Source organism: Streptococcus sp. 29892 (genome assembly GCF_032594935.1).
Taxonomy (GTDB): Bacteria; Bacillota; Bacilli; order Lactobacillales; family Streptococcaceae; genus Streptococcus; species Streptococcus hyiners.
Genome location: NZ_CP118734.1, coordinates 1,565,377 through 1,584,467, shown reverse-complemented (window position 1 = coordinate 1,584,467; position 19,091 = coordinate 1,565,377). Strand labels below are relative to the sequence as shown.

The 19,091-nt window shown below is 43.2% G+C and carries 27 protein-coding genes; 25 read left to right on the top strand and 2 right to left on the bottom strand.

The window, feature by feature from the left end:
• Positions 1-138: 138 nt before the first annotated feature.
• The 11 genes from PW220_RS07955 (at position 139) to PW220_RS07905 (ending at position 6,341) form a co-directional block, all read left to right on the top strand.
• The gene (locus tag PW220_RS07955) at positions 139-303 is read left to right on the top strand and encodes a hypothetical protein (protein WP_248054023.1); all 165 of its coding nucleotides are present in this window, start codon (positions 139-141) and stop codon (positions 301-303) included.
• Complete coding sequence (locus PW220_RS07950) at positions 300-617, top strand: PadR family transcriptional regulator (RefSeq protein WP_248054024.1); 318 nt, start codon at positions 300-302, stop codon at positions 615-617. The genes PW220_RS07955 and PW220_RS07950 overlap by 4 nt, the downstream gene beginning before the upstream one ends.
• Position 618: 1 nt before the next feature.
• Entirely contained in the window at positions 619-1,413 is a 795-nt protein-coding gene (locus tag PW220_RS07945) for a DUF1129 domain-containing protein (RefSeq protein WP_248054025.1), read from the top strand.
• Between the two features lie 53 nt (positions 1,414-1,466).
• Positions 1,467-1,703 (top strand): DUF2829 domain-containing protein, encoded by a 237-nt coding sequence (locus PW220_RS07940; RefSeq protein WP_004194840.1) that lies wholly within the window; start codon positions 1,467-1,469, stop codon positions 1,701-1,703.
• Positions 1,696-2,394: a 3-oxoacyl-ACP reductase gene (locus tag PW220_RS07935; protein ID WP_248054026.1), complete on the top strand. Its 699-nt coding sequence runs from the start codon at positions 1,696-1,698 to the stop codon at positions 2,392-2,394. Before PW220_RS07940 ends, PW220_RS07935 begins: the two co-directional genes overlap by 8 nt.
• Before the next feature lie 13 nt (positions 2,395-2,407).
• Positions 2,408-2,881 (top strand): ASCH domain-containing protein, encoded by a 474-nt coding sequence (locus PW220_RS07930; protein WP_248054027.1) that lies wholly within the window; start codon positions 2,408-2,410, stop codon positions 2,879-2,881.
• A gap of 66 nt (positions 2,882-2,947) precedes the next feature.
• Positions 2,948-3,262 (top strand): hypothetical protein, encoded by a 315-nt coding sequence (locus PW220_RS07925; RefSeq protein WP_172029086.1) that lies wholly within the window; start codon positions 2,948-2,950, stop codon positions 3,260-3,262.
• Positions 3,263-3,374: 112 nt separating this feature from the next.
• The gene (gene glmU, locus PW220_RS07920) at positions 3,375-4,757 is read left to right on the top strand and encodes a bifunctional UDP-N-acetylglucosamine diphosphorylase/glucosamine-1-phosphate N-acetyltransferase GlmU (RefSeq protein ID WP_248032747.1); all 1,383 of its coding nucleotides are present in this window, start codon (positions 3,375-3,377) and stop codon (positions 4,755-4,757) included.
• 8 nt (positions 4,758-4,765) lie between these two features.
• A complete protein-coding gene (locus PW220_RS07915) occupies positions 4,766-5,311 on the top strand; it encodes an NUDIX hydrolase (RefSeq protein ID WP_105117470.1) in 546 nt (181 codons plus the stop codon).
• Between the two features lie 10 nt (positions 5,312-5,321).
• Positions 5,322-5,642 carry a cell wall synthase accessory phosphoprotein MacP gene (gene macP, locus PW220_RS07910; protein WP_248054028.1) on the top strand — a complete coding sequence of 107 codons (321 nt, stop codon included), beginning with the start codon at positions 5,322-5,324 and terminating at the stop codon, positions 5,640-5,642.
• Positions 5,643-5,651: 9 nt separating this feature from the next.
• Positions 5,652-6,341, top strand: a complete 690-nt coding sequence (locus PW220_RS07905; RefSeq protein ID WP_248054029.1) for a 5'-methylthioadenosine/adenosylhomocysteine nucleosidase — start codon at positions 5,652-5,654, stop codon at positions 6,339-6,341.
• 53 nt (positions 6,342-6,394) lie between these two features.
• Here the strand turns inward: PW220_RS07905 and rlmD are convergent, their stop codons facing one another.
• On the bottom strand, positions 6,395-7,747 hold the full coding sequence (gene rlmD / locus PW220_RS07900; protein WP_248054030.1) for a 23S rRNA (uracil(1939)-C(5))-methyltransferase RlmD: 1,353 nt from the start codon (positions 7,745-7,747) through the stop codon (positions 6,395-6,397).
• Between the two features lie 37 nt (positions 7,748-7,784).
• On the opposite strand from rlmD, the gene recX reads away from it, so the two are divergent.
• From recX to PW220_RS07880, 4 genes are all read left to right on the top strand, one after another.
• The gene (gene recX, locus PW220_RS07895; RefSeq protein WP_248054031.1) at positions 7,785-8,561 is read left to right on the top strand and encodes a recombination regulator RecX; all 777 of its coding nucleotides are present in this window, start codon (positions 7,785-7,787) and stop codon (positions 8,559-8,561) included.
• Between the two features lie 77 nt (positions 8,562-8,638).
• On the top strand, positions 8,639-9,172 hold the full coding sequence (gene ntdP, locus PW220_RS07890) for a nucleoside tri-diphosphate phosphatase (protein ID WP_105117475.1): 534 nt from the start codon (positions 8,639-8,641) through the stop codon (positions 9,170-9,172).
• A gap of 57 nt (positions 9,173-9,229) precedes the next feature.
• A complete protein-coding gene (locus tag PW220_RS07885) occupies positions 9,230-9,547 on the top strand; it encodes a DUF960 domain-containing protein (protein ID WP_105117476.1) in 318 nt (105 codons plus the stop codon).
• Positions 9,548-9,681: 134 nt separating this feature from the next.
• Positions 9,682-10,407, top strand: coding sequence for a GntR family transcriptional regulator (locus tag PW220_RS07880; protein WP_248054032.1), 726 nt, complete (start codon positions 9,682-9,684; stop codon positions 10,405-10,407).
• A 36-nt stretch (positions 10,408-10,443) separates the two neighbouring features.
• On the opposite strand, the gene PW220_RS07875 is transcribed toward PW220_RS07880, so the two are convergent.
• Positions 10,444-11,154 carry a GntR family transcriptional regulator gene (locus PW220_RS07875; protein ID WP_172050052.1) on the bottom strand — a complete coding sequence of 237 codons (711 nt, stop codon included), beginning with the start codon at positions 11,152-11,154 and terminating at the stop codon, positions 10,444-10,446.
• Positions 11,155-11,375: 221 nt separating this feature from the next.
• Between PW220_RS07875 and PW220_RS07870 the strand changes: the two genes are divergently transcribed.
• From PW220_RS07870 to PW220_RS07825, 10 genes are all read left to right on the top strand, one after another.
• Positions 11,376-13,148 (top strand): glycoside hydrolase family 35 protein, encoded by a 1,773-nt coding sequence (locus PW220_RS07870; protein WP_248054033.1) that lies wholly within the window; start codon positions 11,376-11,378, stop codon positions 13,146-13,148.
• A 55-nt stretch (positions 13,149-13,203) separates the two neighbouring features.
• The gene (locus PW220_RS07865; protein ID WP_105117480.1) at positions 13,204-13,689 is read left to right on the top strand and encodes a PTS sugar transporter subunit IIB; all 486 of its coding nucleotides are present in this window, start codon (positions 13,204-13,206) and stop codon (positions 13,687-13,689) included.
• 39 nt (positions 13,690-13,728) lie between these two features.
• Positions 13,729-14,625 carry a PTS mannose/fructose/sorbose/N-acetylgalactosamine transporter subunit IIC gene (locus PW220_RS07860; protein WP_248054074.1) on the top strand — a complete coding sequence of 299 codons (897 nt, stop codon included), beginning with the start codon at positions 13,729-13,731 and terminating at the stop codon, positions 14,623-14,625.
• Positions 14,612-15,427, top strand: a complete 816-nt coding sequence (locus PW220_RS07855; protein WP_105113637.1) for a PTS system mannose/fructose/sorbose family transporter subunit IID — start codon at positions 14,612-14,614, stop codon at positions 15,425-15,427. The genes PW220_RS07860 and PW220_RS07855 overlap by 14 nt, the downstream gene beginning before the upstream one ends.
• 4 nt (positions 15,428-15,431) lie before the next feature.
• Positions 15,432-15,830: a PTS sugar transporter subunit IIA gene (locus PW220_RS07850; protein ID WP_172091508.1), complete on the top strand. Its 399-nt coding sequence runs from the start codon at positions 15,432-15,434 to the stop codon at positions 15,828-15,830.
• 184 nt (positions 15,831-16,014) lie between these two features.
• Complete coding sequence (locus PW220_RS07845) at positions 16,015-17,016, top strand: aldose epimerase family protein (protein WP_248054034.1); 1,002 nt, start codon at positions 16,015-16,017, stop codon at positions 17,014-17,016.
• Positions 17,017-17,123: 107 nt separating this feature from the next.
• Entirely contained in the window at positions 17,124-17,378 is a 255-nt protein-coding gene (locus PW220_RS07840; protein WP_105107204.1) for a DUF1912 family protein, read from the top strand.
• A gap of 16 nt (positions 17,379-17,394) precedes the next feature.
• Positions 17,395-17,781: a helix-hairpin-helix domain-containing protein gene (locus tag PW220_RS07835; RefSeq protein WP_248054035.1), complete on the top strand. Its 387-nt coding sequence runs from the start codon at positions 17,395-17,397 to the stop codon at positions 17,779-17,781.
• Positions 17,782-18,022: 241 nt separating this feature from the next.
• Positions 18,023-18,412: a VOC family protein gene (locus PW220_RS07830; protein WP_248054036.1), complete on the top strand. Its 390-nt coding sequence runs from the start codon at positions 18,023-18,025 to the stop codon at positions 18,410-18,412.
• Entirely contained in the window at positions 18,409-18,984 is a 576-nt protein-coding gene (locus tag PW220_RS07825; RefSeq protein ID WP_248054037.1) for an AAA family ATPase, read from the top strand. Before PW220_RS07830 ends, PW220_RS07825 begins: the two co-directional genes overlap by 4 nt.
• The last annotated feature ends 107 nt before the right edge of the window (positions 18,985-19,091 follow it).

Sequence of the window (19,091 nt, the reverse complement as noted above, 5' to 3'; positions counted from 1 at the left end):
GTTTTACATACTAGCTGTCTTGTGTTATACTATAGATACAAGACTAATAGGTAAAACAAACTAGTGATAGAAGACAAAGAAAATCACTTTTATTTTTACTAAACTAGTTGGTATTACAAACTAGAATAGGGAGGCAGTATGAAATTGGATAAGAAAAGTCGGGAAAATTGGAAACTAGTAAGCATCACGCTTATGACTGCTATTATAACTGGCTGGACTTTGGATTCTATTTTGATCTTAGGAATCCTGTTAGTATCAGGCTTACTGTTTGGATTTTTTACAGATGTTGAGGAGGGCTTATGAAAGAAACCCAAATGCTCAAAGGTGTCCTAGACGGCTGTGTCTTACAAATTATCAGTCAGAAGGAGATTTATGGTTATGAGCTGGTTCAGGAGTTGAGAAAACAGGGCTTTGAAAACATGGTCGGGGGAACAGTCTATCCTCTGCTCCAGAAGTTAGAAAAAAATGGCTTAATTGTCAGCCAAAACAAGTCTTCACCAGACGGACCAGACAGGAAGTATTTCTATCTGACAGACCAGGGAAAGGCTTATCTAGAAGATTTTTGGAGCCAGTGGACGGAATTGGTCCAAAAGGTTCAGCGATTGAAAGGAGAATAAGATGAGCAAACAAATGGAATACCGCAAGCAGATTGAAGTGATTGAAAACCAGCTGACCAAGGAAAACAAGGAGTATATGGGTCGTATCAATGGTTATATGATGATTGCCTCTGTTTTTCACAGGCAGGAAGAAGCAGTGACTGCCCAGCTCTTATCCATCTACCAAGACGTACTTGAAGCCCAAAAAGACGGGCTTTCGGCAGAAGAGTTTCTAGGCAAGGACAGCAAGCAGATGGCAGACGACCTACTCAGCTACCTCCCTCCGATTGGTTTCGTGGAAGTCGCAAACCTGAGTGGCCTCATGCTGGTCATCTACCTCGGCAGCCAATGGCTGATGGACTTTGCAGGGACAGGAACCATTTCGCTCAACTGGCTGGGCTTGGTGTGTGACACGGCTCTCAGTTTCCTCCTGCCAGCAGGGATTTTCCTCATTATTCGCGGTCTCATTTACCAGACCAGCAAAATCAAGGTTTGGGCAAGCTTTCTCTGCATTCCCCTTCTTTTTCTCCTGATTTGTGGGCTTCGTCTTTGGGCAATCCCCAAGGAACCTGACCTGGTTCTGACTGGCTGGGGGCTTGCAGTACCACTTACCGTTCTCGGTTTAGCTCTGCTATTTTTCCAAAAGGAAAAGTTGGTTCGCTATGTCTTTATGCCTAGTTATCTGTTCATGATTGTTGGCGGTGTGGTGAATATGGTCATGACCGTTCCAGTTTGGCTCAATCTGGTGTTGCTCATTCTGCCAGCCATGGCCTTTTGGATTGGAAGTGCGGTTTTGTTGGTGAGGAAACCGAAATAGAAGCGATTTTTTTGGTATAATGATTGAAAGATAGAAGAATAAGGGAGTTTCAAATGACATTTGAAGAAATTTTACCAGGCTTGAAGGCCAAGAAAAAGTACGTTCGCACAGGCTGGGGCGGGGCGGAGAACTACGTCCAGCTCTTTGATACCATCGAAGTCCACGGGCAAAAGCTGGAGGCGACGCCCTACTTCCTCATCAACGTGACCGGCGAGGGTGAGGGCTTCTCCATGTGGAGCCCGACCCCCTGCGATGTCCTTGCGACCGACTGGGTAGAAGTCCATGACTAAGACAGCCCTCATCACCGGCGTTTCCAGCGGCATTGGTTTAGCACAGGCGAAGATTTTTTTGGAAAATGGCTGGCGTGTGTACGGGATTGATCAGGCCAGCAAGCCTGATTTGGCAGGCGATTTCCACTTTCTACAGCTGGACCTGACAGGCGATTTATCGCCCGTCTTTTCCTGGTGCCAGTCAGTCGATGTCCTCTGTAACACCGCAGGCATTCTAGACGATTACCGACCCCACCTCGATATTTCGGAGGACGAATTAGCTCGCATCTTCACGGTTAATTTTTTCGCGGTGACCAGACTGACCCGCCCCTATCTGCAGCAAATGGTGGACAGACAGTCGGGCATCATTATCAATATGTGTTCCATTGCCTCCAGTCTAGCAGGTGGTGGAGGCTCTGCCTACACCGCCTCCAAGCACGCTTTGGCGGGCTTTACCAAGCAGTTGGCACTGGACTATGCCAAGGACAAGGTCCAGATCTTTGGCATTGCCCCAGGTGCTGTCAAGACAGGCATGACCCAGAAGGACTTTGAGCCTGGAGGTCTAGCGGACTGGGTGGCAGAACAGACTCCTATTGGACGCTGGACCCAGCCCAGCGAAATAGCAGAGCTGACCTTGATGCTGGCCAGCGGCAAACTCGCCTCCATGCAAGGCCAGATCATCACCATCGATGGTGGCTGGAGTTTGAAGTAGAAAGGAAAATCCCATGACACCAACACAACTCTGGCAAGAATTTCTTGCCATCAATCCCCAAGCAGGTCCTGAGCCAGAGGCCTGGGCCTTTGGGGCGGAAGCTGATCGACTGGCTGACTTGGTGGCTAGAGGCATCAAAACCTCGACCAGTTCTGCCCATGCCCTCTATGCAGTAGAGGGAGAAGAAATCCCAACAGCTGGTGGCTACGACATCATTCTGGACGGACAAGGTCAGGCTGTTTGCATTATCCAAACAACCAAGGTCTATGTGACGCCATTTTCCCAAGTGACAGCGGATCATGCCTATAAGGAGGGCGAGTTCCGTCAGGGAGGTGACTTGTCTGACATAAAAGCGAAAAGTCTGATTCACTGGCGGCAGGTTCATGAAGAGCTTTTCACTATCTGGCTGGCAGAAGCAGGCCTGTCCTTCTCAGAAGATATGCTGGTTGTCTGTGAAGAATTTGAATTGGTTTATCCTAAAATGTAAGTTTTTTCTGGTTCGCCTCTGGTTTTTTGGTATAATAATATAAAAATAAAAAACTAGGAGGATCCTATGGATAAACAACGTGTTATTGATTTGTTGGACCAGCTTTCTCCCATTCTGGCCGGGAAAGAGGAAACAACCGGCAAAGAACTGACGGAGAAATTGCAGTCAGCCTTGCTTGTGACCAAGGAAGATGTGGCCAGTAAGGACGGTGTGGCTTTGGCAACCAGTTTATCAGGCTTTGTTCAGGCCATTTCCAATGCTAGCTTGCCTGGCGCCAATCTCCGTTTTACAGACCAAGAACGCCCTGTCTGGGAGGAGTTTAAAGTCCTGACGGAACAAACTAGAGAGGACGGTCTGCGAGGTCTTCACTTAACGATCTAAGGAGCTCAGGCTCCTTTTTGCTTGACTTAAAACTTGGCACACTTCTGGTATTTTCCAAAAAACACAAAATTTGCTATAATAGGGTCATATACAAATGAAAAGAGAGATACTTATGAGCAATAACTATGCAATTATCCTAGCAGCGGGTAAGGGAACTCGCATGAAGTCTGACTTACCAAAGGTCTTACATAAGGTGGCCGGAATTACCATGTTGGAGCATGTGAAGCGTGCCGTGGATGCCATGGAGCCTGCCAAGACTGTAACCATTGTTGGTCATAAGGCAGAATTGGTACAGACTGTTTTAGAGGGTCAGTCAGAATTTGCCCTCCAATCTGAACAGTTGGGAACAGGTCATGCGGTCATGATGGCAGAGCCAGCTTTGGCAGGTCTGGAAGGACAAACACTGGTCATTGCAGGTGACACACCGCTGATTACAGGCGAAAGCTTGAAGAACTTGATTAACTTCCATATCAGCCATAAAAACGTTGCGACTATTTTGACAGCCCAGGCTGACAATCCTTTTGGCTATGGTCGGATTATCCGTAATGCTGATGATGAAGTCTTGAAGATTGTTGAGCAAAAAGATGCCAATGATTTTGAAAAACAAGTCAAGGAGATCAACACTGGTACCTATCTCTTCGACAACAAGCGCCTGTTTGAAGCTCTTAAGGAGATCAATACGGACAATGCCCAAGGTGAGTACTATTTGACGGATGTCATCTCTATTTTCCGTCAGGCTGGCGAAAAAGTTGGGGCCTATGTCCTCAAAGACTTTGATGAAAGCCTGGGTGTTAACGACCGTGTAGCTCTTGCGACTGCTGAAGCGGTCATGCGCAAGCGGATCAATGAGAAACACATGATTAACGGAGTGACTTTTGTTAATCCAGAAGCGACTTATATCGACATTGATGTAGAAATTGGAGCTGAAGCGGTTATTGAAGCCAACGTTGTCTTGAAAGGTCAGACAGTGATCGGTGAACGCACGATTTTGACAAACGGTACCCGTGTACGTGATTCTAAAATCGCAGCAGATGTGGTTATTAGCAACTCAGACATTGAAGAATCAGTTATCGAAGAGGGCGTGACAGTAGGCCCCTATGCCCATATCCGTCCAGACAGCCATCTGAAAAAAGATGTCCATGTTGGAAACTTTGTGGAAGTCAAGGCTTCGACACTGGGTGAAGGAACCAAGTCAGGTCACTTGACCTATTTGGGAAATGCCACTATCGGCAGCAATGTCAACGTTGGTGCAGGAACTATTACTGTCAACTACGATGGTAAAAATAAATTCAAGACCACGATTGGCGACAATGCCTTTATCGGTTCAAACTCAACCATCATCGCTCCAGTAACCATCGGTGACAATGCCCTGCTTGCTGCTGGCTCTGCCATTACCAAGGACATTCCAAAAGATGCCATCGGTATCGGTCGTGGTCGTCAGGAAAACAAGGAAGGCTACGCGACCCGTTTTCCCTTCCATCCAAGCCAAAAATAGGTGATGCCATGAATTTTGAAGAAAAAACCATCAACCGTACTGAGATTTTCAAGGGGCATATCTTTGATGTCGTCGTCGATGATGTGGCTTTGCCAAATGGTGGGACTGGCAAGCGTGAACTCATCTTTCACAAGGGGGCAGTATGTGTCTTAGCAGTCACTCCTGAAGGTAAAATGATTTTGGTCAAACAATATCGAAAGGCTATCGAGCGCGCTATCTATGAAATTCCCGCAGGTAAGTTGGAACTAGGCGAAGAAGATACACTGGAAGATGCTGCCTTGCGTGAATTGGAAGAGGAAACAGGCTATACCAGTGACAAGCTGACCTTGTTGGCAGATTTTTACTCAGCTATCGGGTTTTGTAATGAGCGTATTCGCCTCTATTTAGCTGATAACTTGGTTAAAGTGGAAAACCCTCGTCCCATGGATGAGGACGAGGTCATTGAACTGTCTTATGTAACTCTAGAAGAAGCCTTGGACTTGGTAGCAAGTGGAGATATTTGTGATGCGAAGACCATTATGGCAGTCCAATATTTACAACTCATGAGAAAGTAGGAAATTGGCAATGGGCAAGCCCTTGTTAACGGATGAAATACTAAAACGAGTGAAAAAAATGCAGGAGGCGGATACTGATGAACGCTTTGGACATTTTAGTCCCAAGCAAACGGTATCCATGGATGAAAAAATTTTTGAGCCCATTTTAGATGAAGATTACCAAGGCTACGAGGAAGGACAGACCATCCGTATCCCTGTCAAACCATCGGTGGTAAAAAGTCGAAGAATTGAAACCATCAAACGCGAAGAATTTCGGGGAAAAGTCAACACAATTCTTTTTTGGGTCATTCTTTTACTGATTATCTTTATCATTGCTGTCTTGTTTATTTAAGGAGAAACCATGAAATTTGGAATTATCGCAGCCATGCCCCAGGAGCTGAAGATTTTGGTAGAGCAGCTGCAAGACAAGGTAGAAGTAGCTGTCTTGGGTCGGACCTATTACCAAGGCCGTATTGGTCAGCATGAAGTAGTGCTTGTCCAGTCGGGTATTGGCAAGGTCATGTCAGCTATGTCTGTGGCCATCTTGGCTGACCGCTTTGCAGTGGACGCCATTGTCAACACAGGCTCAGCAGGGGCAGTAGCTGACGGGATTGCCATCGGTGATGTGGTGGTAGCTACTCACTTGGCCTACCACGATGTTGATGTGACGGCTTTTGGCTACGCCTATGGGCAAATGGCAGGGCAGGAATTGTATTATCCAGCTGACCAAGTTTTGTTAGAACAGTTAACAGGCGTTTTGGCAGAGCAGGAAATAACCAGTCATCAGGGTCTGATTGTAACCGGTGACAGTTTTATTGCCGGTCAAGATAAGATCGCCAGCATAAAGGAACATTTCCCAGAAGTTCTGGCTGTGGAGATGGAAGGAGCGGCTATTGCCCAAGCGGCCGTTAATACAGGTAAACCCTTCTTAGTCATCCGTGCCATGAGTGATACAGCCCAAGGGGATGCCAATATCACCTTTGATGAATTTATTATCCAGGCAGGTGAACGGTCTGCCCAGACCCTGATTGCCTTTTTAGAACAAGCATAAAGCAAGCCTCGCAAGGCTTGCTTTTTTTCTATGCAATAAACCTTGTCAGCAGCTTACTTCCTACTCAACTTCACAACCGCCTCCGTCCGTGCGGTATGGGGAAACATATCAACAGATTGGATGTATTCAACCTTGTAGACTTTGGTCAGCTCAACTAAATCTCTTGCTAGGGTCGAAACATTGCAGGATACATAGACCATCTTAGCAGGCTTGTATTCCAAAATCGTTTTGAGGAGTTTTTCGTCTAAGCCAGTCCGAGGGGGGTCTACCACCAGGGCGTCAGCCCGATAGCCATCCCTGTACCATTGGGGAATGATGTCCTCTGCCTTGCCTGCTTCGTAGTGGGTATTGGTCAGTCCCATCCGTTTGGCGTTGGCCTTAGCATCCTCGATGGCTTCTGGAATGATGTCCATCCCCCGAACAGACTTGACCTTTTTAGCAAAGGCAAAGCCAATGGTTCCCACGCCGCAGTAGGCGTCTATTAGGTCTTCATTACCTGTTATATCCAAAGCTTTGACAGCCTCACCATAGAGAACTTCCGTTTGTTGGGGATTTAGTTGGTAGAATGCCCGAGGTGACAGGGAGAATTCGTAATCCAAAACTGCCTCTTCGATGGCCTGTTTGCCCCAGAGAATCTCCGTTTTTTCTCCGTATATATCACTGGACTTCTGTCTATTCCAGTTTAGAGCAACAGTGACAATGGCAGGAAATTGCTTGGTTACTTCTTCAATGAGTTTGGTCAGATTAACCTGGCAGGAGGTGACAAAAATAACCTGCACCTGACCAGATTGACGGGCCCTGCGGACCATAACTGTACGAATGCCCTGCTCCTTACGCTCGTTGTAAATAGGGATACGGTGCTTAGTTAGGAGGTCAGCAATCCTATTGATAACCTTTTGGGTTTCCTTGTCTTGGACATAGCAGTCTGTAATACCAATCAGGCGATGGGAATTTTCAGCATAGAGGCCAGCCTTGACTTGACCTTTGAATGAACGGGTTTGAAACTGTAATTTAGCCCGATAATGACTTGGCTGATCCATTCCAATGGTTGGGTGAATGAGGTAATCCTCATAGCCTGCTGGCTTAAACTTTTTCAAGGCTTGTTGGAGCAGGTCTTGCTTGAAGTCCAGTTGCTTGTCATAACGGAGGTGCATGATTTGACAGCCGCCACAGGCTTGATAAATGTCACAGCTTGGTTTGACTCGGAATTTTGATTCTTTGTTAATTTTCAGTAGCCTTGCTTCCACAAAATTACGTTTAACAGATGTTACTTGACAGTAGATTTCTTCTCCCTTGAGGGCACCAGGAACAAAGACTAGCGTTTTTTGATAAAAGCCAATACCTTCTCCATTGATACCCATTCGCTTGATTTTCAAGGGAATTCGTTGGTTTACTTGTAGATTCATATTATTATTTTACCGAAAATTCCTGTATAATGAAAGAATGAGAATTACAAAAATCGAAAAGAAAAAACGGCTCTATCTCTTAGAAGTTGAAGGACAGGAAAATACCTATATTACAGAAGATACCATTGTTCGCTTCATGCTCAGTAAGGACAAGGACATCACAGAAGAGGAATTTCAAGCCATTCGGGATTTTGCACAATTTTCCTATGGAAAAAATTTAGCCCTGTATTTCATTTCCTTTAAGCAGAGAACCAAAAAACAAGTATTGGATTATCTGGAAAAATATGAGATTGCAGGAGCCACTGCTCTAAAAATAGTTGCTAATTTGGAAGAAGATAGGTGGATTGACGATAAAGCCTATGTAGAAACCTATATCCGTCAGAATAGCTTGAATGGTGACAAGGGACCGGCTATGCTTCGTCAAAAATTGATGATGAAGGGAATTTCAAAATCAATCATAGAAGATGGACTGGCTGAGATTGATTTTTCAGACCTGGCTGAAAGGGTTGCAGAAAAGTTAAGTCGAAAGTATCAATCCAAGTTGCCTCTGCGTGCCTTGCTGGATAAGCTGATTCAGGGGCTGATGGCTAAGGGTTTTTCCTATGAGCTTGCCAAACAAAGCCTTGCTCAATTAGACTTGACATCGGATGAAGAAAATGAAGCAGAGTTGATTGCCAAGGAGTTGGATAAGCAGTATCGGAAATACAGTCGAAAATATGAGGGATATGAGCTAAAACAACGTTTGACACAGGCTTTGGCCCGCAAAGGATTTGATTTTGATACTATAAAAACAGCCCTTCGTGAATATCTCTGAGAAAAATCTTCGCCTAGGTTGAAAAAATATGGTATAATAGTCAAGATAAATTGTAATAGTAGAAAGTTGGTAACAAAGTGAAATTACCAAAGGAAGGCGACTTTATTACTATTCAAAGTTATAAACATGACGGTGAAATTCATCGCACTTGGCGTGACACCATGGTATTAAAAACAACGGAAAATGCTGTTATTGGGGTCAATAACCACACCTTAGTGACTGAAAATGATGGCAGACGTTGGGTAACGAGAGAACCAGCAATCGTTTATTTTCATAAAAAATACTGGTTCAATATCATTGCTATGATCCGTGAAAACGGTGTTTCCTACTATTGTAACCTTGCTAGTCCTTATGTTCTAGACAACGAAGCCCTCAAGTACATCGACTACGACCTAGATGTCAAGGTCTTTGCTGATGGTGAGAAAAGGCTCTTGGATGTGGACGAATACGAGCGTCACCGCAAGGCTATGAAGTATTCTAGTGATATTGATTTTATTTTGAAGGAAAATGTCAAGATTCTGGTGGACTGGATTAACAATCAACGTGGTCCCTTCTCCCCAGCCTATGTTAATATCTGGTACAAACGCTATTTAGAACTGAGAAGTAGATAAAGTTAGAGAGAGAAAATCCTGTTTTGCAGGTTTTTTTCTTACCATAAAGGAGGAAAGATGGCTTTTGATCAAACAAATGGACGGTACGCAAGTTTTGGTGTTGTCACCTCATTGCCAGGAGAGGTCATTGACAGTTTTTGGTATTTTATTGATAACTACTTAAAAGGAGTTATTCCCTTAAAAAGTGTCTTGCGTTTTTCCATCAAAAATAGGAAGGGGAAAGTGACACTTGTGTTTTCTCAAGAGGGCTATAGGAATGCCATTGCTTTGGATTTGAACAGTCGCTTCGATCCTTTTTATCCGTCAACGATTTTGGTGATGGATAAGCAGGGCAAGGAAACCATTACCCTGCCAGATGAAGTGACCCTCTTATAATTATCTTCCATTTTCGCTTCTTGCTCAGCTCTTTTTCATTTGGAATCAATCAAATCACAATAACATCTTGTTAATATAGTAAGTTTAGTGTAAAATAATGGTGAGAGATTGTGCTGATTCGAAAGGAGGATGCTATGAGTGGTCAAGTTGATGACAAACCCCTTTATTTGCAGTTGGTCGATGAACTAGAAGTAGCTATTCGTGAGAGAATGGCGCCAAATGATAAATTGCTTTCAGAGCGGGAACTGACACAGGTACACGGGGTCAGCCGCATTACCGTTCGCCTAGCCTTGCAGGAGTTGGAAAAGCGTGGCTTAGTTTATAGGAAACATGGCAAGGGAACCTATGTTTCAGAAATTTTGGACAATGCTGTTGATTTATCCCAGTCCTACAGTTTCACAGACCAGATGAGAAAGATTGGTAAGGAACCCCGAACTTCAATTCTGTCTTTTCAAACTGTTCCAGCTACTGATTATCTTGCTCAACATCTCCAGTTGCGTAAGGGGGAAGAGGTTTTTGAAATAGAACGCCTTCGTCTGGCTGATGAGATCCCAATGATGCTAGAGAGGACCTATGTTCCTGCCTCTCTATTTCCGAGTTTATCTGCGGATAGAATGATGGAGTTACCCTTGTATGAATTGTTTTTAGAAGATTATGACCAAACCATCCGTTTGGCAGAAGAAGAATTTTATGCAAGTATTTCTTTGGATAATGAAGCAAAGATATTAAGTATTCCTAACAACAGTCCAGTTCTTCATTTGGTGAGAAAAACCTACAATGATAAAAATAGGATAATTGAGTTTACACTGAGTATTGCTAGAGCGGATCAGTTTCGTTATAAGATTATTCATCAGAAATAGAAAAAACGCAGATGGTTAAGTCTGCGTTTTTTGCATTTAACGGTGGTTAGCCATGATTTCAAATTTGTAGTATTTCCAGTGCTTGTAGGTTTCAGTATATTCCATAATTTCACCACTTGCGCTGTGAGTGGTTGTTTTATTTTGAAGAACTGCAGGTTCTGTTGCTTTTAAATTCAAATGTTTTGAAACGTCTTTTGGACAAGGGCTAACAATTTCATTTGTTTCAACAAACGGTTCCTCAGACATATGGATATTGTAGTCCAATTTGAAGCGTTGGTAGATAGACTGATAATGTTCTAGTGGAGCATCCGGATTTTGAATATATCGTTGAGGGATATAGGAATTGTGGAAGATGTATGGAGTATTTTCTGCTGAACGCACACGAACAATCTTATAGTAGAAATCATTCTTGTCTAGGTTGAGTTTTTCAAGAATTTCAGGGTCATTGCCTTTTTCACAAGAGAGCACGACAACAGTATCCTTATCCATTGAGAAAACTTCAATATCGGAGAATTCTACCAAGCGTCCTTTACGGGAACGGGAAACGAAAGTTCCTTTGCCCTGTTGACGAACCAGGTAGCCATCCTTAACCAATTCATTTACAGCACGGATAACTGTAATAGAGCTAACGTTAAATAGTTTTGTCAATTCAGATTCTGTGTAAAATTTATCGCCATTTTCAAATTTACCAGAAATGATCTGCTGACGTAAGTCATTCTGTATAAGTTGATACTTAGGTACTTTCATGTTTATAACTTCCTTTCTAGCGCTTATTATACTAAATGAAGACTGAAAAATCAAAATATATAACTGAAAAATCAAAAAAAACTTGCGGTAAAACCCTTTCAAATCAAGGATTTGGCAAATAGAATAAAATATTTCAAAAAAATTTCAAAAAAGTAGTGGACATAACCAGTAAAAAGTGTTATTATATTAACAGAAAGGTATATGATTATAAAGGTGACGAGATGACAGAGTTCTATATAAAAGATCAAATTTACTTAGATCATCAACCCTTTAAAATTCTATCGGGGGCCATCCATTATTTCCGAGTGCATCCTGATGACTGGTACCATTCCTTGTATAACTTAAAAGCTTTAGGTTTTAATACGGTTGAAACCTATGTTCCTTGGAATATGCACGAACCTAAAAAAGGGGAGTTTTGCTATGAAGGGATACTGGATCTGGAGCGCTTCTTACAGCTGGCGCAGGATTTGGGGCTTTATGCTATCGTTCGTCCTTCCCCATATATTTGTGCTGAGTGGGAATGGGGAGGTCTCCCCGCTTGGCTGATGCAGGAGGAGCTGAGGGTTCGTTCACATGATGAGCGCTACCTAAGGCACTTAGATGAATATTACGCTTCTCTTCTTCCTAAATTAGCCAAGTTCCAACTCGCACAAGGTGGCAATATCCTTATGTTCCAGGTAGAGAACGAGTATGGTTCCTATGGTGAGGATAAGGAATATCTAAGGGCTGTAGCAGGTCTAATGAGGAAGTATGGCTTGACAGCTCCGCTCTTCACTTCTGATGGTGCATGGCGGGCAACGCTTCGAGCAGGGACCTTGATAGAAGACGACATCTTTGTGACAGGTAACTTTGGTTCGAGAGCTAGAGAAAACTTTGCAAACATGCAGGCCTTCTTTAATGAATATGGCAAGGAATGGCCCTACATGTGTATGGAGTTCTGGGATGGTTGGTTTAACCGCTGGGGTGATGAAGTTATCCGTCGCGATCCAGATGAGATGGTTGACGCTGTTATGGAATGTATTGAGTTGGGTTCGATTAACCTCTATATGTTTCACGGAGGAACCAACTTTGGCTTCATGAATGGTTGCTCGGCTCGGGGTCAGATTGATTTGCCACAGGTGACTTCTTATGACTATGATGCGATTTTAGATGAGGCTGGTAACCCAACTAAGAAATTCTATGCCTTACAAAAACGTATGAAAGAAGCCTATCCTGATTTGTCCTATGCGGAGCCACTGGTTAAGGAAGCCAAGGCATATCCAGCAGTAGACTTAAAGGATAAGGTTGGTCTATTTTCTACAGCAGAAAATGTAAGCGATTACTCATCTAGCTTCTATCCAAAAAATATGGAAGAGTTGGGTCAATCGACGGGCTATATTCTTTATAAAACACGGCTAGAACGTGATAAGGATGAGGCAGAGCGACTTCGTATTATTGATGCTCGAGATCGTATTCAGGTCTATGCCGATGGTCGTTTGGTTACAACCCAGTATCAGACAGAAATTGGTGAAGATATTGAATTAGAGTTCCAGTCTAACCAGGTTGAACTAGCAGTATTAGTTGAAAACATGGGACGAGTCAATTACGGTCATAAATTGACTGCACCTACACAATCCAAAGGTTTGGGTCGTGGTGCCATAGCAGATTTGCACTATATCAGTAATTGGGATATGTACCCATTGCCACTGGATGATATTTCTGGACTAGACTTCACAAAAGAGTGGCAGGAGGGGCAACCAGCCTTCTATCGCTACCAGTTTGAACTAGAAGATCTGGCAGACACTTACTTGGACATGACAGGTTTTGGTAAGGGTGTTGTATTTGTTAACAATGTAAATATCGGACGTTTCTGGGAAAAAGGTCCAATCCTCTATCTCTATATTCCAAAAGGATACTTAAAGAAAGGAGTTAATGAAATAGTCGTTTTTGAAACGGAAGGACAATATAGAGAGAAGATTAGCTTTTCACAGGAACCCGTTTATAAAGAAGTATAGGTACTCCCTTGAGAGTGTCTAACAGAAAGATTTATGAAGAAAAGGAGAACATTGTATGGCAATTATTGCTACACGTATTGATGGTCGTTTGATCCACGGTCAGGTTGCTAACCTTTGGACGACTAAATTAAATATTAGTCGGATCATGGTTATCGATGATGCGGTTGCTCAAAACGACATTGAGAAACAAGGTTTGAAATTAGCCTGCCCACCGGGGGTAAAATTATCTATTTTGCCAATCGAAAAAGCAGCTAATAACATCAAGGAAGGCAAATATGATGCGCAACGTTTGTTGATTGTTGCCCGTCGTCCTGAAAACTTCCTCCGCTTGGTTGAATATGGTGTAGAACTTGCTGAATTGAACGTCGGCAATATGTCACAATCACCAGAAACTCGCTCTGTTACCCGCTCTATTAACGTTGTAGATAAGGACATTGCGGACTTTGATGCCTTGGTTGCTAAGGGAGTAAAATTGATTGCTCAAATGGTACCAGGCGACACACCAAAAGACTTTATGCCACTCTTGGATAAGGTCAGATAAACTTCGGATATTTTTGAAAAATTTTAAAGGAGGTTCACTATTATGCAATGGTGGCAAATATTACTTCTAACGCTCTACTCTGCTTATCAGATCTGTGATGAGTTGACAATTGTATCGTCAGCTGGTTCTCCAGTCTTCGCAGGGTTCATCTCTGGTTTGATCATGGGTGACATGGCAACTGGTTTGACCATTGGAGCATCTCTTCAATTGATGGTACTTGGTGTAGGTACTTTCGGTGGTGCATCTCGTATCGACGCAACTTCTGGTGCGGTTCTTGCGACAGCTTTCTCAGTTTCACAAGGTATTGACCCAGAACTTGCCGTATCTACTATCGCAGTACCTGTAGCAGCACTTCTTGTTTATACAGATATTGCTGGTCGTTTCTCAACTACGTTCTTTGCACACCGCGTAGATGCTGCGGTTGAAAAATTTGACTATGCAGCAATCGAACGCAACTACCTTCTTGGAGCTATTCCATGGGCAGCATCTCGTGCACTTCCTGTTTTCCTTGCCCTTGCATTCGGTGGTGAGTTTGTAAACACAATGGTTACTACTATCCAAGAATATCAATGGATTGCAGATGGTTTAACACTTGCTGCTCGTATGCTTCCAGGTCTTGGATTTGCAATCTTGCTCCACTACCTTCCACTTAAACGTAACCTTCACTACTTGGCAGTAGGTTTTGCCCTTACAGCTATGTTGACTGTTCTTTACGGTAACGTATCAGCTTTGGGTGGTGCTGTTGCTGGTATCGTTGGCACTCTTCCTGAAGATGCAGGTATCGCTTTTGTGAATAACTTCAAAGGCTTGTCAATGATCGGTATCGCTATTGTGGGTGCTTTCCTTTCAGTGCTTCACTTCAAAAATAGCCAAAAAGTAGCAGTGGTTGCTCCATCAGTTTCAGAAAGTGGGGAAATTGAAGATGACGAAATCTAATTACAAACTAACAAAAGAAGATTTTAATCAAATCAACAAACGTAGCTTGTTCACTTATCAGTTAGGTTGGAACTATGAGCGGATGCAGGGTTCTGGTTACCTCTACATGATTTTGCCACAGCTTCGTAAAATGTATGGAGATGGTACTCCTGAATTGAAGGAAATGATGAAATTGCATACTCAATTCTTCAACACTTCTCCATTCTTCCATACCATCATTACTGGTATTGACTTGGCGCTTGAAGAAAGCGACGGTGTAGCTTCTAAGGATGCGGTTAACGGTATTAAGACAGCCTTGATGGGACCATTTGCCCCAATCGGTGACTCTATCTTTGGTTCCCTTGTTCCAGCTATCATGGGTACTGTAGCAGCGACTATGGCTAAAGAAGGAACTCCAGCAGGTATCTTCCTTTGGGTAGCTGTAGCAGTAGCTTATGACATCTTCCGTTGGAAACAGTTGGAAATTGCCTATAAAGAAGGTACTAAACTCATCACAACTATGCGTGATAAGTTGACAGCTCTTGTAGATGCTGCTTCTGTAATGGGTGTCTTCATGATGGGTGCCTTGATTGCAACTATGATTAACTTTGAAGTATCATGGGCTCCAAGTGTTGGTGAAAAAGTGATTGATGTACAAGACTTGCTCAACACTATCTTCCCTCGTTTGGTACCAGCTATCTTCACAGGCTTTGTCTTCTGGTTGCTAGGACGCAAAGGTATGACTTCTACTAAGGCTATTTTGATTATCATCGTTCTTGCAGTAACGCTTTCAGCAATCGGTAAGTTTGTCTTTGGCATGTAAGCGTATGGGTAAGAGTTTAATTTTAGTAAGTCATGGGATTTTCTGTGAAGAGTTGAAGAAATCTACTGAGATGATTATGGGTCCTCAGGAGGATATCTATACAGTAGCTCTTTTACCAGAAGAAGGTCCAGAAGACTTCCAGAAGAAATTTGAAGAAACAGTTGCTAATTTAGATGACTTTGTTGTGTTCGCTGACTTGTTGGGCGGAACACCAGCCAACGTTGTTTCCCGTAAATTGATTGACGGTGGGCAGTTTGACCTCTATGCAGGTATGAACATGCCTATGGTGATTGGTTTCTTGAACGGCGTCTTGCTCGGTGAAGCCGTAGACTATGTGGAATTTGGTACAAGCAACCTCGTCCATGTCAATAGCCTACTAACAAGCGATGACGATGATGAGTGAAACAGTTCGGGGAACTGTTTCAGCTGGTCACCTTGAAATAAGGAAGTGACCAAAGAAAGCCCGAGCCTAGAAATGGGTTTCTCATTCCAGTTTTCTGACTAGTCATCTATATGATGAGGCTTTAAGTATCCTGAGGGGAAGCAAGTTGATTGCCTCCCCTCATTTGATGTTGTGAGGAAAAGCAATGATTGACGTAAAAGATTTTGGTGAAAAAGCGAAGCTCTATTGCTTAAAAAATAAAAATGGCATGCAGGTTAGTCTGACAGATTTTGGTGCCAGAGTGGTAGAAGTGCTTTTGCCAGTAGATGAAAATGGCGGTCTACGGAATGTCAGTTTGGCTGCCAAGTCGGATGATGATTACCGTAAGACAGATTTGTACCCTGGTTCAAGCATTGTCCCAGTAGCGGGGCGTATTTCAGGTGCCCAGGCTGAGATAAAGGGAACCAGTTATCAGTTCACAGAAAATGAACCTGGTAGAACCTTGCATGGTGGGATTGACACGGCAAATGAACAGTACTGGGATGTTGCTCTTGACCACGAAAAAAATCAAGTTACCTTTGGGATTGTCCTAAAAGATGGTTTCAATGGTTTTCCAGGAGACGTGAGGGTTGAGGCTATTTATGGTCTAACAGACCAGAACGAGTTGACGGTGGATTATCGAGCGGTGTCTAGCAAAGACACGATTTTCAATCCGACCAATCACATCTATTTCAACTTATCGGGGGATTTTCAGCAGTCAGTAGCAGACCATGAAATTCGGATTGAGGCAAATCGCTATGCTCCGCTTGGTGAGGATAATCTGCCAACAGGTGTCTTAGAGGATGTAACGGGAACACCGTTTGACTTTAGAGAGGGAGCAAGATTTGCTCAGGGCTTTGACAGCCAGCACCCTCAGAATATCCTTGTGAAAGGTTACGACCATCCATGGCTTTTGGAGCAGGTGGAGGTTCCAGTTGAAGTTAGTAGCCCAGATGGGAAAATAAGTCTGCGCGTGCGAACCAATCAGCCATCAGTTGTCATCTACACCTACAATTATCCTGTTGAAGCTTTGGCTACCTACCATGGTGCCTTTAGCTTGGAATGTCAGGCTCTGCCAAATGCTTGCAACCTAGATGGTTTTGGTTCTATTTTGCTAGAAAAAGATGAGGAATTCTTGTCCCAGACTGTTTATCGATTTTCATGGTAAGAATGAGAAGCTCTAACTGTTGTACAGATAGGGCTTCTTGTCTTTTTTGGAAAATGTGGTATAATAAATCGGTGTGTTTCGATTGAAGCAGACGAAAGAGGAAAATAATGACAAAAGAACAAGAATTTTTAAAGGAATTTGAAGCTTGGGTCAATACTCAGGTCATGGTAAACGAGATGGCGGTAGAAGAAAGCCGTCGTGTATTGGAAGAGGATAAGGATGAGCGTGCGGCGGATGCCTACATCCGTTACGAAAGTAAGCTAGATGCTTATCGTTTTATCCAGGGGAAATTTGCCAACTATCATGCTGGCAAGGGCTTTCATGATTTACCAGATGGCTTATTTGGCCAAAGACATTATTAAAGAGAGGATAGAAAACTTGACAAAGAAAAAAATCAATCGTAAAAAACTATTGAAAAAACAATTAGCAGACTTGAAGCGTGCAGGTCGTGTGGGGGTTGCTACAGCGCGTGAGGCTGTTGAAACTGTCGCTCATAAAACAGAAGCTGTGGTAGAGAAGGCTGTCGAACAGGTGAAAGAAGTTGTAGCAGAGGTGACTTCATCAGCGACTTCATTGGAAGACTTTTTGGCACTTCCTGACTTGGAAGGCATTGCGGCAGCACGTTTGGAAACCTTCTACCAAGCAGGTATTCAATCTGTGGCTGATTTTGCAAACCATACAGAAAAAGAGCTCTTGGCTCTTAAAGGCATCGGTCCTGCAACTATCAAGCAGTTGAAAGAAAAAGGGATTGACTTGAAAGCTTAAATCCCTTGCTTTTCAAGGTACAATTTGTTACAATAAAGCTATTCAGAGGTGTTTTGAGCCCCATTTGTCACAGGAAGCGGTGGTACTGAGAAATCCGCACAAATGTCAAAACTGGTTGCTGATGATGTGAATCGAATAAGCAAAGTGCAGATAGTGTATCTGAACAAGGGTGGTACCGCGGAATAACTTCGTCCCTGTCTAGCAAGTCTAGGCAGGGATTTTCATTTGGAAAGGAGAAGATATGCTACATCATGTTGAAATTTACGTTTCTGACTTGGAAACTTCGCGTGCATTTTACGACTTTCTCCTGACCAAGCTGGGCTACTCGCTCTATCAGGAGTGGGATAAAGGGCTGTCTTATAAAAAAGCAGAGCAGTACCTGGTCTTTGTCCAAACGCCAGAGGACTTCCTAGAAGCAGGTTATCACCGGTGCTGCACAGGCCTCAATCATCTAGCCTTTCATGCGGGAACACCTGATGATGTTGACCAATGGCGGAAGGAATTTTTGACCAGACGAGTCAAACTTCTCTACGACGACCGCTATCCCCATGCAGGAGGACCAGACCACTACGCCCTCTATTTGGAAGATCCCGATGGGATTAAGATAGAGTTGGTGGGGGAGGCAAGATGAATCTAATTATTATTGGAGCACAAGCTTCTGGCAAGATGACCGTTGGGCAGGAAGTTGCGAAATTGACAGGGATGACCCTCTTTCATAATCACGATTCGATTGATTTTAGCCTATGTTTTATTCCTGAATTTTCTGAGGATATGTTTGACCTCAATACACGTATTACATTTGCTGTTTATGATGTGTTTGCTAGGTCAGGTCGCCCACTAATCGGAACTGCCTTGATTAATTTTAAAAATCTCATAGAGGTTCAATTCCTTACAACTGTTCAGACGATTTTTCATCATCATGGTCAGGAAATTTTATTTGTTGAGTTGGAAACTGCTTTGGAAGAACGTCTGCGGCGTAATCGGACAGAAAATCGACTTACCCATAAACCTTTGAAACGACACATTGAAGTTTCAGAGGCTGAGATTCTCTCTACAGCTGATACATGTCAATATACCTCATTAGGCATTCCAGAGGGCATTCAGCATTATCTCAAAATTAATAATACTCATCTTACTGCTAATGAAGTTGCTCAACTGATTATCCAAAAAATGGAGGAGCTTGAGCAAGAACAAACGAAATAGCCAGCCCAATGGACTGACTATTTCTAGGAGATTATATGAAAAAGAATTGGGCTATTTCTAGCTTGAGGATAGTATAAACCAATTTTCTTAAAAAATACTAAAGGAGA

Coding starts and splice junctions, on each gene's coding strand:
- PW220_RS07955 (WP_248054023.1), top strand. CDS start 139: ATGAAATTGGATAAGAAAAGTCGGGAAAATTGGAAACTAGTAAGCATC.
- PW220_RS07950 (WP_248054024.1), top strand. CDS start 300: ATGAAAGAAACCCAAATGCTCAAAGGTGTCCTAGACGGCTGTGTCTTA.
- PW220_RS07945 (WP_248054025.1), top strand. CDS start 619: ATGAGCAAACAAATGGAATACCGCAAGCAGATTGAAGTGATTGAAAAC.
- PW220_RS07940 (WP_004194840.1), top strand. CDS start 1,467: ATGACATTTGAAGAAATTTTACCAGGCTTGAAGGCCAAGAAAAAGTAC.
- PW220_RS07935 (WP_248054026.1), top strand. CDS start 1,696: ATGACTAAGACAGCCCTCATCACCGGCGTTTCCAGCGGCATTGGTTTA.
- PW220_RS07930 (WP_248054027.1), top strand. CDS start 2,408: ATGACACCAACACAACTCTGGCAAGAATTTCTTGCCATCAATCCCCAA.
- PW220_RS07925 (WP_172029086.1), top strand. CDS start 2,948: ATGGATAAACAACGTGTTATTGATTTGTTGGACCAGCTTTCTCCCATT.
- glmU (WP_248032747.1), top strand. CDS start 3,375: ATGAGCAATAACTATGCAATTATCCTAGCAGCGGGTAAGGGAACTCGC.
- PW220_RS07915 (WP_105117470.1), top strand. CDS start 4,766: ATGAATTTTGAAGAAAAAACCATCAACCGTACTGAGATTTTCAAGGGG.
- macP (WP_248054028.1), top strand. CDS start 5,322: ATGGGCAAGCCCTTGTTAACGGATGAAATACTAAAACGAGTGAAAAAA.
- PW220_RS07905 (WP_248054029.1), top strand. CDS start 5,652: ATGAAATTTGGAATTATCGCAGCCATGCCCCAGGAGCTGAAGATTTTG.
- rlmD (WP_248054030.1), bottom strand. CDS start 7,747: ATGAATCTACAAGTAAACCAACGAATTCCCTTGAAAATCAAGCGAATG.
- recX (WP_248054031.1), top strand. CDS start 7,785: ATGAGAATTACAAAAATCGAAAAGAAAAAACGGCTCTATCTCTTAGAA.
- PW220_RS07885 (WP_105117476.1), top strand. CDS start 9,230: ATGGCTTTTGATCAAACAAATGGACGGTACGCAAGTTTTGGTGTTGTC.
- PW220_RS07880 (WP_248054032.1), top strand. CDS start 9,682: ATGAGTGGTCAAGTTGATGACAAACCCCTTTATTTGCAGTTGGTCGAT.
- PW220_RS07875 (WP_172050052.1), bottom strand. CDS start 11,154: ATGAAAGTACCTAAGTATCAACTTATACAGAATGACTTACGTCAGCAG.
- PW220_RS07870 (WP_248054033.1), top strand. CDS start 11,376: ATGACAGAGTTCTATATAAAAGATCAAATTTACTTAGATCATCAACCC.
- PW220_RS07865 (WP_105117480.1), top strand. CDS start 13,204: ATGGCAATTATTGCTACACGTATTGATGGTCGTTTGATCCACGGTCAG.
- PW220_RS07855 (WP_105113637.1), top strand. CDS start 14,612: ATGACGAAATCTAATTACAAACTAACAAAAGAAGATTTTAATCAAATC.
- PW220_RS07850 (WP_172091508.1), top strand. CDS start 15,432: ATGGGTAAGAGTTTAATTTTAGTAAGTCATGGGATTTTCTGTGAAGAG.
- PW220_RS07845 (WP_248054034.1), top strand. CDS start 16,015: ATGATTGACGTAAAAGATTTTGGTGAAAAAGCGAAGCTCTATTGCTTA.
- PW220_RS07840 (WP_105107204.1), top strand. CDS start 17,124: ATGACAAAAGAACAAGAATTTTTAAAGGAATTTGAAGCTTGGGTCAAT.
- PW220_RS07830 (WP_248054036.1), top strand. CDS start 18,023: ATGCTACATCATGTTGAAATTTACGTTTCTGACTTGGAAACTTCGCGT.
- PW220_RS07825 (WP_248054037.1), top strand. CDS start 18,409: ATGAATCTAATTATTATTGGAGCACAAGCTTCTGGCAAGATGACCGTT.